The organism is Mycobacterium sp. E796, from assembly GCF_001672815.1.
GTDB lineage: Bacteria > Actinomycetota > Actinomycetes > Mycobacteriales > Mycobacteriaceae > Mycobacterium.
In genome coordinates, this window is record NZ_LZKK01000289.1 from 1 (window position 1) to 12,005 (window position 12,005).

At 69.7% G+C, this 12,005-nt stretch carries 12 protein-coding genes and 1 pseudogene; 11 read left to right on the forward strand and 2 right to left on the reverse strand.

Annotated elements, in window-relative coordinates; all coding sequences use genetic code 11:
- The 8 genes from A5706_RS22055 to A5706_RS22090 form a co-directional block, all read left to right on the forward strand.
- Positions 1-1,555 (forward strand): (2Fe-2S)-binding protein (locus A5706_RS22055; RefSeq protein WP_197517936.1); only part of this gene is annotated, 1,555 nt, incomplete at its 5' end.
- Positions 1,552-1,911 (forward strand): Rieske 2Fe-2S domain-containing protein, encoded by a 360-nt coding sequence (locus tag A5706_RS22060; RefSeq protein ID WP_068135287.1) that lies wholly within the window; start codon positions 1,552-1,554, stop codon positions 1,909-1,911. The genes A5706_RS22055 and A5706_RS22060, both read left to right, overlap by 4 nt.
- Before the next feature lie 236 nt (positions 1,912-2,147).
- Complete coding sequence (locus A5706_RS22065; protein WP_068135290.1) at positions 2,148-2,801, forward strand: SAM-dependent methyltransferase; 654 nt, start codon at positions 2,148-2,150, stop codon at positions 2,799-2,801.
- Positions 2,798-4,087 carry a molybdopterin-dependent oxidoreductase gene (locus A5706_RS22070; RefSeq protein WP_068135293.1) on the forward strand — a complete coding sequence of 430 codons (1,290 nt, stop codon included), beginning with the start codon at positions 2,798-2,800 and terminating at the stop codon, positions 4,085-4,087. Before A5706_RS22065 ends, A5706_RS22070 begins: the two co-directional genes overlap by 4 nt.
- 1 nt (position 4,088) lies before the next feature.
- Positions 4,089-4,586, forward strand: a complete 498-nt coding sequence (locus A5706_RS22075; protein WP_068135296.1) for a hypothetical protein — start codon at positions 4,089-4,091, stop codon at positions 4,584-4,586.
- Positions 4,587-4,695: 109 nt separating this feature from the next.
- Entirely contained in the window at positions 4,696-5,901 is a 1,206-nt protein-coding gene (locus A5706_RS22080; protein WP_068135299.1) for an alpha/beta hydrolase, read from the forward strand.
- Positions 5,902-5,945: 44 nt separating this feature from the next.
- A complete protein-coding gene (locus A5706_RS22085) occupies positions 5,946-7,355 on the forward strand; it encodes a wax ester/triacylglycerol synthase family O-acyltransferase (RefSeq protein WP_068135302.1) in 1,410 nt (469 codons plus the stop codon).
- Between the two features lie 109 nt (positions 7,356-7,464).
- Positions 7,465-8,247: a crotonase/enoyl-CoA hydratase family protein gene (locus A5706_RS22090; RefSeq protein WP_068135305.1), complete on the forward strand. Its 783-nt coding sequence runs from the start codon at positions 7,465-7,467 to the stop codon at positions 8,245-8,247.
- Here A5706_RS22090 and A5706_RS22095 read toward each other — a convergent pair.
- Entirely contained in the window at positions 8,244-8,834 is a 591-nt protein-coding gene (locus A5706_RS22095; RefSeq protein ID WP_068135319.1) for a TetR family transcriptional regulator, read from the reverse strand. The genes A5706_RS22090 and A5706_RS22095 overlap by 4 nt on opposite strands.
- A gap of 102 nt (positions 8,835-8,936) precedes the next feature.
- On the opposite strand from A5706_RS22095, the gene A5706_RS22100 reads away from it, so the two are divergent.
- Genes A5706_RS22100 through A5706_RS22110 form a run of 3 tightly spaced genes read left to right on the forward strand, consistent with a single transcriptional unit; the run spans position 8,937 to position 11,335 of the window.
- Positions 8,937-9,482, forward strand: coding sequence for an isoprenylcysteine carboxylmethyltransferase family protein (locus A5706_RS22100; RefSeq protein ID WP_068135309.1), 546 nt, complete (start codon positions 8,937-8,939; stop codon positions 9,480-9,482).
- A gap of 60 nt (positions 9,483-9,542) precedes the next feature.
- The gene (locus A5706_RS22105; protein WP_068135314.1) at positions 9,543-11,042 is read left to right on the forward strand and encodes a class I adenylate-forming enzyme family protein; all 1,500 of its coding nucleotides are present in this window, start codon (positions 9,543-9,545) and stop codon (positions 11,040-11,042) included.
- Positions 11,039-11,335, forward strand: a complete 297-nt coding sequence (locus A5706_RS22110) for a hypothetical protein (protein ID WP_068106239.1) — start codon at positions 11,039-11,041, stop codon at positions 11,333-11,335. The genes A5706_RS22105 and A5706_RS22110 overlap by 4 nt, the downstream gene beginning before the upstream one ends.
- Positions 11,336-11,352: 17 nt before the next feature.
- Here A5706_RS22110 and A5706_RS35015 read toward each other — a convergent pair.
- Positions 11,353-12,005: pseudogene (locus A5706_RS35015) on the reverse strand (hypothetical protein); the annotation flags it as partial.

Sequence of the window (12,005 nt, forward strand, 5' to 3'; positions counted from 1 at the left end):
GGCCGACCACTTGACCGGCGCCAATCCCAATGCGGCATACCATGGTTCACGCACCGCCACCAAGCTGAAGGTCGCCGGCGTCGACGTGGCGGCGATGGGGGTGAAGACGCCCGAACGCGACGACGACGAATTCGTTCAGTACTCCGAACCCAGGCGCGGGGTGTACAAGACCGTGGTGGTGCGCGACGACAAGCTGATCGGCGCCACGCTGGTCGGCGACGTCAGCAAGGTGGCGTTTCTCATGCAGGCCTTCGACCGCCGGCTTCCGCTGCCGCCCGAGCGGGTCTCGCTGATGTTCGATCTTGGCACCCCGGACGCGGCCACGGGCGCCGCCGAATTGGCGGACGACGCCCAGGTTTGCAACTGCAACGGGGTGAGCAAGGCCGCGATCGTCCGATGCGTCAAGGACGGCCAGGCCTCGGTCGAAGGCGTCATGTCGGCGACCCGCGCTGGCAAGGGCTGCGGGTCGTGCAAGGGCCTGGTCGGCCAAATCGTCGAGTGGGCGGCCTCGAAGACCGGCGTCACGGTTTCCCAAGGCGCGGAGGCCAATTGGTACGTGCCCGGGGTCCCGTATGAAAAACCGGAGCTGATGATCAAGATCCGCGAGCTCGAGCTGCACTCGGTGGCCTCGGTGTTCGCCGCGCTGGCGCCCGAGGGCCGCGAGGACGCCGGCTCGAAGATGGCGCTGGCGTCGCTGCTGCACATGATGTGGGGCGACGAGTTCGTCGACGAACCCGACGGCCGGTTCATCAACGACCGCGTCCACGCCAACATCCAGCGCGACGGCACCTTCTCGGTGGTGCCGCAGCTCAAGGGCGGCGTGACGAGCTCCGAGCAGCTGCGCAAGATCGCCGACGTGGCCGACAAGTATGAGATCCCGATGATCAAGCTCACCGGCGGCCAACGCATCGACCTGCTCGGGGTGCGCAAGGAGGACCTGCCGTCGGTGTGGGCGGACCTCGGGATGCCGTCGGGGTACGCGTACGGCAAGAGCTTCCGGACCGTGAAAACCTGTGTGGGAAGCGACTTCTGCCGCTACGGGCTGGGCGACTCGACGGCATTGGGGATCGCGATCGAGGAGCGTTTCCAGGGCATCCCCAGTCCGGCCAAGATGAAGTTGGCGGTGACCGGGTGCCCGCGCAACTGCGCCGAGGCGCTGTGCAAGGACCTGGGCGTCGTCGCGATCGACGGCGGGCAATGGCAGATCTACGTCGGCGGGGCCGCCGGCGCGCACGTCCGCAAGGGCGATCTGCTGGCGACGGTGGACACCCCGGAAGAGGTCATCGCGCTCACGGGCCGGTTCCTGCAGTACTACCGGGAGAACGCCGGCTGGCTCGAACGCACGTACGCGTTCGTGCCGCGACTGGGCATCGAACGGATCCGGCAGGTGGTGGTCGAGGACAGCGACGGGATCGGCGCCGACCTCGACGCGCGCATGCAGAAATCGGTCGATTCCTACCGCGACCCGTGGAGCGAGAGCCGAAACTCGCCCGCGCCCAACCAGTTCCGGTCGTCCCTCCCGCTGATCCCGCTGCCACAGGTGCCGGTGCGATGACCGAGGTGACGTTGGGCGACGTGGACGACATCCCGGTGGGCGGGGGCCGCGCCTACGCGGTGGAGGGCCGCCAGATCGCCGTCTTCCGCCTGCGCGACGGCTCGCTGCGGGCCATCGATGCCGTGTGCCCGCACCGTGGCGGCCCGCTGGCCGACGGGCTCAGCGACGCCCGGGTCGTCATCTGCCCATTGCACGGGTTCACCTACGACCTCGCCACGGGGGAGGAAGTCGGCAACGGCGGCGCGGGGGTCACGGCGTATCCCGTGCGCGCCGACGACGCCGGAACCATCCACCTGCGCGCGGACGGCGTCCCCGCCCGGCGACCGGAGTGCAACGGCTCGCTGGCCCGCTCATAGCGCGCCGGGTGCACGACTCTAGATTCGGCACCCATCCGACCGGTCCTCGGCACCGAATAACCCGCGTGAACCATTCGGCCCGGTCGATGGGGCGGCCCCGTGTGCGCGCGGTTAGCCCACCGCGGATCGGGGTATCGATCCGGTTGATCGAAACGCTGGCGTATCTGAAAAAACATCCCCCACCGGGGCCGAGGCGCGTCCGGGCCGCCCGGTCGCGACGATGCGAGAGGCGTGACATGCTGGGGCATCTTTACGATCGGGCGCTCGGTGGCGAGAGGTGTTGGGTCCGGCACGAGGACGGCGAGGTTCGCCCGCTGCCGGCGCACCGATGGCTGGGTGAGCGATGTCCCGGCGCCGCGCCGCGCGACGCCTTCGACGACGTCTTCGACGAGGCGGTGACGCAGATGTGCACCGGACCGACGATCGAGCTGGGATGCGGGCCGGGGCGGTTGGTGGCCAGACTCATCCGGCGGGGGATACCCGCGCTCGGCATCGATCGGTCCGTGACGGCGATCCGCCTGGCGGGACGCGGCGGTGCGCCCGCGCTGCTGGGCGACGTGTTCGCGCCGCTACCCGGAACGGGTTGCTGGCAGACGGTTTTGCTCGTCGACGGCAACGTCGGCCTCGGCGGCGACCCGCGACGGATCCTGGCGCGTGCCGCCGAGCTGCTCGGCCGCGGTGGGCGCTGCGTGGCCGAGTTCGAGCCCGGCGCCGTCGGGGTCCGCCCACGCTGGGTTCGCCTGGAGACCGACAGCGACGTGGGCCCCTGGTTCCGCTGGGCGACGGTCGGTGTCGACAGCGCCGCCACGCTGGCCGCGCAGGTCGGCCTGACCCTGACGGGCGTCCGGCTGATCGGCGGCCGGGTCATCGCGAACCTGGCCGCCCTGTGAGCGACTACGGATTTCCCGGCGGGCTGTGGCGCGCGCTCGACCGGCATCCGCCGCCAGGGGTGCGGCAGATCGGCCGCTTTCGGAGCCCGCTGCGGGGACCGTGGCTGACGTCGGTGTTCGGGCTGGTGCTGCTGATCGCCCTGCCGATCGTCATCCTCACCGGGCTGCTGTCCTACATCGCCTACGGGCCGCGGCTCGGTCAGGCGATCCCCGCCGACGTCGGCTGGCTGCGCCTGCCAGTATTCGACTGGCCCACGCGGCCGTCGTGGTTGTACCGGCTGACCCAGGGTCTGCACGTGGGGCTGGGGCTGCTGATCATCCCGGTGGTGCTGGCCAAGCTGTGGTCGGTGATCCCGCGGCTGTTCGCGTGGCCGCCGGCCCGCTCGATAGCCCAAGTGCTGGAACGGTTGTCGCTGCTGATGCTGGTCGGCGGGGTGTTGTTCGAGATCATCACCGGCGTGCTGAACATCCAGTACGACTACATCTTCGGGTTCAGCTTCTACGACGCCCACTACTTCGGGGCGTGGGTCTTCATCGCCGGGTTCCTGATGCACATCACGCTCAAGATCCCCCGCATGATCACTGGGCTGCGGTCGATGTCGCTGCGAGAAGTGTTGCGCACCAACCGAAGCGACACCCGCCCCGAAGCGCCCGATCCCGACGGCCTGGTGGCGGCCGACCCGGCCGAACCGACGATGAGCCGACGCGGCGCGCTGGCGCTCGTCGGCTCCGGGGTGGCGCTCGTCGGCGTGCTGACGGCCGGTCAGACCCTCGGCGGGTCCTCCCGCGGCGCCGCCCTGCTGGTGCCGCGCGGGCGGGGCAACGACTTCCCGGTCAACAAGACCGCCGTCGCCGCGGGCATCTCGCCCGAAAGCGTCGGCGCCAGTTGGCGATTGGTTCTGCGCAGCGGCGCCTCGGTGGTGGTCCTGGACCGGGACGCGCTGGCCGGGATGACGCAGCACACCGCGCGGCTACCGATTGCGTGCGTCGAGGGCTGGTCGACCGTGCAGACCTGGAGCGGGGTCCGGCTGGCCGAGCTGGCCCGACTCGTCGGGGTGCCCGTCACGCACTCGGCGCGGGTGGCGTCGCTGCAACGGGGCGGCGCTTTCGGCGCGGCGACGTTGCAGCCCAACCAGGTTCGTGACCCCGACGCCCTGCTGGCGCTGCGGGTCAACGGGGCCGACCTGTCACTGGATCACGGCTACCCGGCGCGAATCATCGTGCCGGCACTGCCCGGCGTGCACAACACCAAATGGGTGGCCTCCATCGAGTTCGAGCCGAGCTGAGATGTCCGGATTCTCGCGACGTTTCGGGGCGATATACGGATCCGGCCCGCTGCACCTGCTGACGATGCTTGCGGGTTTCGCACTGCTCGGCTACGTCCTCGCCACCTTCAACCCGGCGACGCTGTGGAATTCCGGCACCTGGTGGCAGTCGATCGCCGTTTGGTTGGCGGCCGCCGTGATCGCCCACGACCTGCTGCTGTTCCCGCTCTACGCGCTCGCCGACCGGGCGGTGTTCGCGCGCGCGCCGCGTCAGCCAAACGTCAGCGCTCGCAACCACATTCGGATCCCCGCCCTGGGGGCCGGGCTGACGCTGCTGATCTTCCTGCCGGGCATCATCGAGCAGGGCGCCCCGACCTACTTGGCGGCCACCGGGCAAACCCAGCAGCCATTTCTGGGCAGGTGGCTGCTGCTCACCGCGGCGATGTTCGCCGTGAGCGCGTTTTGCTATGCAACGCGACTCGCGGTGGCACGTCGGCGCGTTGCTGGCAAATCTGAATAGCTGACGGTGCATGGAAGCAGGGGTCAACAGCAAACCGTGCGCCGGCCGGGCTGCGCTGTCTAACGGAAACGTCAGTTTCAGCCGTCCGCGCAGGGGTACAGTCCCGTACATGACTGCGAGGGCACCCCGCATGACACCCTGTGTGAAGTGGTTGCTGCGGGCCGGCCCCGCCGACTACATGCTGGCCCTGAGCGTGGCCAGCGCGTCGCTGCCGGTCGTCGGAAAGCGGTTGGAACCGCTGGGCGCGCTGACCGCGATGAGCGTCTGGGGCGCGCGCCACGCGCCGCAAGCCCTGTCCGCGATGACCAAGGATTGGCTGGCGCCCCATGCCAAAGAGGCGCCGCCCGCCGAGCCGCAGAGCATCCGGGAGGTCTCCGTCGCCGCCCTCCGGGGCGTGGTGTCGGCCGCGGACCTCGACCTGGACTGGCCGGTCGCCGAGCGCACCCCACCGATCTGGGACGCCATGCGCCGGCGCCGCTACCTGCACCGCCGCGGCGTCCACTACGGGGACCACCCGGCGCAGGTGCTGGACGTCTGGCGGCGCAAGGACCTGCCCGCACACCCCGCGCCGGTCCTGATCTTCGTGCCCGGCGGCGCCTGGGTGCACGGCAAGGCCATGGGGCAGGGCTCCGCGCTGATGTCCCGGCTCGCCGAGCAGGGCTGGGTGTGCCTGGCGATCGACTACCGCGTCGCGCCGCACCACCGCTGGCCGCGCCACATCACCGACGTCAAGACCGCCATCGCGTGGGCGCGCGCCAACGTCGACAAGTTCGGCGGCGACCGCAATTTCGTTGCGGTGGCTGGCTGTTCGGCCGGCGGGCACCTGTCCGCGCTGGCGGGCCTGACCCCCGACGACCAGGCGCACCGGGCCGAACTGCCCGAGGGCGCCGACAGTTCGGTGGACGCCGTGGTCGGCATCTACGGCCGCTACGACTGGGAGGACCGTTCCACCCCCGAGCGGGTGCGGTTCGTCGACTTCCTGGAGCGGGTGGTCGTCAAGAAGTCGATCGCGCGGCACCCGGAGGTGTTCCGCGACGCGTCGCCGATCGCGCGGGTGCATCGAAATGCGCCGCCATTCCTCGTGATTCACGGCAGCAAGGACAGCGTCATCCCCGTCGAGCAGGCGCGCAGCTTCGTCGAACGGCTGCGCGCCGTGTCGCATTCGATGGTCGGCTACCTGGAACTGCCCGGCGCGGGCCACGGGTACGACCTCATCGACGGCGAGCGGGCCGGGGCCGCGGCCCACGCCGCTTCGCTGTTCCTCAACCAGGTCTACCGCACCAAAATCCAGATCGGCGCCAAAGAGGTTATCTAAAGACCCGCCGCTGAGTATGGTCCCCATATGGGTAAGGGGTGGCTGTGAGAAGGCTCAGCGGCTGGGACGCGGTATTGCTGTACAGCGAGACGCCGAACGTGCACATGCACACCATCAAAGCCGCGGTGATCGAGCTGGCTCCCGATCGGCGTGACTTCGACATCCAAGCCTTTCGCCAGGTGCTCGCCGGCCGGCTGAACAAGCTCGAGCCGTTCTGTTACCAGCTCGTCGAAGTCCCGTTCAAGTTCCACCACCCGATGTGGCGGGAGAACTGCGAGGTCGACCTCGAATACCACGTCCGGCCCTGGCGGCTGCCCGCGCCGGGCGGCCGTCGCGAATTGGACGAGGCGATCGGGCGGATCGCCAGCACCCCGCTCGACCGCAGCCGGCCGCTGTGGGAGATGTACTTCATCGAGGGCCTGGCCAACGATCGGATCGCGGTGGTCGGCAAGATCCACCACGCGCTCGCCGACGGCGTGGCCTCGGCGAACCTGCTGGCCCGCGGCATGGACATCCAGCCGGCGCCCGAGGGTCGTCCGTACAAGTCCGACCCCGCCCCCACGCCGGGGCAGCTGATGAGTTCGGCGTTCGCGGACCACCTGCGCCACCTCCGGCGAATCCCCGCGACGATCCGCTACACCGCCGAGGGGCTGGGCCGGGTGCGGCGCAGCTCGCGCAAGCTGTCCCCGGAACTGACCCGGCCGTTCGAGCCGCCGCCGACCTTCATGAACCACAAGATCACCGCGGAGCGCAGGTTCGCCACCGCCACGCTGGCGCTGGCCGACGTCAAGGAGACCGGCAAGCGGCTCGGGGCGACGATCAACGACATGGTGCTCGCCATGGCGACCGGCGCGCTGCGCACGCTGCAGCTGCGCTACGACGGCCAGGCCATGCCCCTGCTCGCATCGGTGCCGATGAGCTTCGACTTCTCGCCGGAGCGCATCTCCGGCAATCGGTTCACCGGCGTGCTGGTCGGCCTGCCGACCGACTCCGACGACCCGCTGGAGCGGGTGCGGTGCAGCCACGAGAACGCCATCGCCGCCAAGGAATCTAACCAGCTGATGGGACCCGAGCTGGTCAGCCGGTGGGCCGCCTACATGCCGCCCGCGCCCACCCAGGCCTTCTTCCGGTGGGCCTCCGGCCGCGACGGGCACAACAAGATCCTCAACCTGAACATCTCCAACGTGCCCGGCCCGCGGGAGCGCGGCCGGGTGGGCGGCGCGCTGGTCACCGAGATCTATTCGGTGGGGCCGCTGACCGCCGGGAGCGGCCTCAACATCACCGTCTGGAGCTACGTCGATCAGCTCAACATCTCGGTGCTCTCCGACGGGGCCACCCTCAAGGACCCGCACGAGGTGACCGAGGCCATGGTCACCGACTTCATCGAAATACGAAGGGCCGCAGGCCTTCCCGAGGAGCTGACGGTCGTCGAGGCGGCCATGGCGCCGGCCTGAGGACCGTCCCGGTAACGGGACTCTCGACTGGTGCCAATGTCATTTCCGTCGACCGATACCATCTTCTCGGATAAGCAGCCACCCCGACCCGAAGGAGCTGTGCGGCACCGTGAGCGAAGAGGCCACCAACCCCGAGCCCGAAGTTCTGGTCGAACAACGGGACCGGATCCTGATCATCACCATCAACCGGCCGAAGGCCAAGAACGCGGTCAACGCCGCGGTCGCCCGGGGCCTGGCCGACGCTGTGGATCGGCTCGACGGCGACACCGGCCTGTCGGTCGGAATCGTGACCGGCGCGGGCGGCTCGTTCTGCGCGGGCATGGACCTCAAGGCCTTCGCGCGCGGCGAGGTGCCCATCGTCGAGGGCCGCGGCATGGGCTTCACCGAGCGCCCGCCGGTCAAGCCGCTGATCGCCGCGGTGGAAGGCTACGCGCTGGCCGGCGGCACGGAGCTGGCGCTGGCCACCGACCTGATCGTGGCATCCCGGGACTCGGCGTTCGGCATCCCCGAGGTCAAGCGGGGGCTGGTCGCCGGCGGCGGCGGGCTCCTGCGGCTGCCCGAGCGCATCCCGTCGGCCATCGCGATGGAGCTGGCGCTGACCGGTGACAACCTTTCCGCCGAGCGCGCGCACGAGCTGGGGATGGTCAACGTGCTCGCCGAACCGGGCAAGGCGCTGGACGCCGCCATCGAGCTGGCCGAGAAGATCGCCGCCAACGGCCCGCTCGCGGTGGCCGCCACCAAGCGCATCATCGTCGAGTCCCGCGGCTGGACCCCGGAGTCCCGGTGGGAGGAGCAGAACAAGATCCTGGGCCCGGTGTTCGTGTCGAACGACGCCAAGGAGGGCGCGATCGCGTTCGCCGAGAAGCGCCCGGCGCGCTGGACCGGCACCTAATTGGTCAGGTAACGCTGCACCGTCGGCCCGAGCCAGCCGACCAGGTCGTCGACGCTGGTCGAGGCGAGCGGCTCGATCTTGAGCTGGTAACGCGCGAACGCCAGCCCGGCCAGGTGACTGGCCACCAGCTCGACGCGTAGCTCGGCGTCGGCAACCCCGAATTCCGTCGCGACCCTCTTGGCGATCGGCCCGGCGAGGCTGTCGTGCAACACACTTCGCGCCTGGGGGTGGATGGCCGCCGAACGCCACAGCGTCATGAAGGGCTCGAAGACGGCGCCTTCTTCCCAGTGCTCGAGGAAGCGTCGCACCAGCCGCGGGCCGATCTGCTCGGTGCCTTCGTCGAGCAGCGTGGCCAGCTGGTGCAGCGGGTGCTCGGGCCCGGTCAGCGCCGACGCGGTGAACAGCCCCTCCTTGCTGTCGAAGAAGTAATAGACCATCGCGACGTCCACGCCGGCGTCGGCGGCGATCGCGCGGACCGTCGCCTTGTCGTACCCGTCGCGCATGAAACGTTCGCGCGCCGCGTCGACGATGCGCTGCCTGCTCTGTTGACCGGTCCGCCACCGGCCCGCCCGCCGCGCTTCCGCCATGCGCGTCAGCATACTTCAACAGGCGTTGACCTATGCGCGGCCGCGCGCGTAGGCTGGCTTTGTTCAACGATGGTTGAAGTAAGAACGGGAGAGGAGAAGGCGATGGCGACGAACACGCACGAACGACGGCTCTGGTGGCGACACCTGATGTCGGTCCTGCTTTTTCCGGTGACGGTGACGATCGTCGTCCCGGCGTTGATCGTATTTCCGGCCGGCGTGCGGGCGGCGCATTTCGGGGCCGCGCTGACGTTGGCGCTGGTCGCGGTCGGCTGTTTGCTGATCGCCGCCGGTCTGGCCCTGATGGTCTGGACGAACGTGCTGTTCGACCGGGTCGGCGAGGGGACCCTGGGGCTCGGGCCCGTGATGGGCGAGCCGGTCCATTTGGTCGTGCGTGGGCCCTACCGTCATGTGCGCAACCCGATGATCACCGGCGTGCTCTGCATCCTGCTGGGGGAGACGGCTATTACCGGTTCCGGTGCGTTGCTGGCTTGGTTCGCAATCTTCTTCGCGTTTCAGGCGACGGCCATTCGGTTCTGGGAGGAGCCCCACCTCGTCGGGCGCTACGGCGACGAATACGTCACCTACCGGCGCAACGTTCCGCGCTGGATCCCCCGGATCTCCGCCTGGGACCCGCACCGGCAGCAATAGTTAGATGGCTTACACTGTGCGCTAGATTTGTAAAGGGCGGGGATCCACGAAGGATCGAGGATGAGCATTTCGTTGCTGCTGGAGATGGCTGCGTCGAGCAACCCGGAACGCACGGCCGTTGTCTCCGGTGATTTACGGCTGACGACTCAGCAGCTCAGCGATCTCGCCGACGGCGGCGCCGGTGTCGTGGCGGCGTCCGGTGCCAAGCACGTGGCCTACGTGGGCCTCGGCGGCGCGATGCTGCCGGTGCTGACCTTCGCGGCGGCTCGTGCCGGGCTGGCCTTCACGCCGCTCAATTACCGGCTTTCCGCCGAGGGCATCCGGGCGCTCATCGAGCGGTTGCCCGAACCGCTGGTGATCGTCGACGACCGCTACCGCGACATGATCGGGGAATCGTCGGGGCGGGTGATGTCGTCCGACGAATTCCTCGCGGCCGCGCGCGAGAGCGAGCCCGCGGCCGAGTTCGCCGACCCGGATTCGGTGGCGATCGTGCTGTTCACGTCGGGCACCACGTCGGCGCCCAAGGCCGTCGAGCTCTCGCACAACAACCTGACCAGTTACGTCACCGGGACGGTCGAGTTCGAGTCGGCCGAACCCACCGACGCCGCGCTGATCTGCGTGCCGCCCTATCACATCGCCGGGGTCAGCGCCGCGCTGTCGAACCTGTATGCCGGCCGAAAGATGGTGTACCTGCCCAACTTTGACGCCCACGAATGGGTGCGGCTGATCGACGCCGAGAAGGTGACCACCGCGACCGTGGTGCCCACCATGCTGGACCGCATCGTGACCGTGCTGGAGTCGGGCGGCCATGAGCTGCCGTCGCTGCGCAGCCTGGCCTACGGCGGATCGAAGGTGGGCCTGCCCCTGGTGCGCCGGGCTCTGGAGCTGCTGCCCCACGTGGGCTTCGTGAACGCCTACGGGTTGACCGAGACGAGCTCGACGATCGCGGTGCTGGGCCCCGACGACCACCGCGAGGCGCACGCCGCGTCGGCCGACCACGTCGCCAAGCGGCTGGGGTCGGTCGGGCGGCCGGTGCCCGGGATCGAGCTGCAGATCCGCGGCGAGGACGGCACGGTGCTGCCGCCGGGCGAAAGCGGCGAGCTGTTCGTGCGCGGCGAGCAGGTGTCGGGGCGCTACACCGGGATCGGCTCGGTGCTCGACGAGGAAGGCTGGTTTCCGACCCGCGACGTCGCCCTGCTCGACGAGGACGGCTACCTCTTTATCAGCGGGCGCAGCGACGACACCATCATCCGCGGCGGGGAGAACATCGCGCCCGCCGAGCTGGAGGAGGTGCTCATCGAGCACGCCCACGTCCGCGACGTCGCCGTGGTGGGCGTCGAGGATCCGCAGTGGGGCCAGGCAATCGTGGCGGTCGTGGTGCCGGTCGCGGGCATCGATCCCGACCCCGAGGAGCTGCGCGAGCATGTCCGCAAGAGTTTGCGCGGGTCGCGCACGCCCGACCGGGTAGTCTTTCGCGACGAGCTGCCGACCACACCGACCGGCAAAGTCCTGCGCCGCGAAATCGTCGAAAATCTCCGAACACTAGGAACGCCGAAATGATCAAGAACGGAACCCGCCTCGCCAGCCAGGTGTGCGACACCCAGGTCATCGTGGTCCGCAGCGCCGACAGCCTCGACGACCTGCGTTGCGGTGGCGCGCCGATGGTGCCCATCGGCGGCGAGCGCTCCGGCGAGCTCGACCCGGCGTTCTCCGACGGCACCGTGATGGGCAAGCGCTACGTCGACGAGACCGGCGCCGAGGTGCTGGTGACGAAGCCCGGCGCGGGCAGCCTGAGCATCGGTGCGACCGCGCTGCAGCTCAAAGAGGTCAAGCCGCTGCCGGCCAGCGACTAGGGAAGCCTGCCGAGCGTCTAAAGCCCGTCGTTCCCAGGCACACCGAGCAAGATTCCCCCGCTGCCACCCTTGCCCGCGGTGCCGATCGGACCGGTCTTGTTCCCGCCGGTACCACCATTGCCGATGAGAATGGCGGCGTTGCCGCCATCACCGCCGTTACCGTTAGCGGTGCCGTTCCCGGCACTCCCGCCGTCCCCGCCGGCGCCCATCAGCACCGCGCCGTTGCCCCCGTGACCGCCGGTACCGTCGCCTAACACCCCAAAGCCTCCTTGACCGCCGTCCCCGCCGCTGCCGACCAGCCCTATCGCGTTGCCGCCCGCGCCTCCGGCACCACCGGATCCCAGCACGTTCGCAGCGCCCTGGCCGCCGTGCCCGCCGTTGCCGATGAGAAATCCGCCGTTGCCACCGGCCCCGCCGGCAATGTCGGCGGCGCCGGAGGATCGGGCGGACTGCTCACGGGAAACGGCGGCGCGGGCGGCGCGGGCACGGGTTCGTTTGCCGGCGGCAACGGGGGCAATGCGGGTCTGATCGGCAACGGCGGCCACGGGGGGAACGGCACGGGTCAGGCCATCGCAGCCATCGGCAAAGCGGGCGCCGGCGGGGCCGGTGGCAACGGCGGATTTCTCATCGGCAACGGCGGGCACGGCGGCCAGGGCGCTGCGAACGTGCT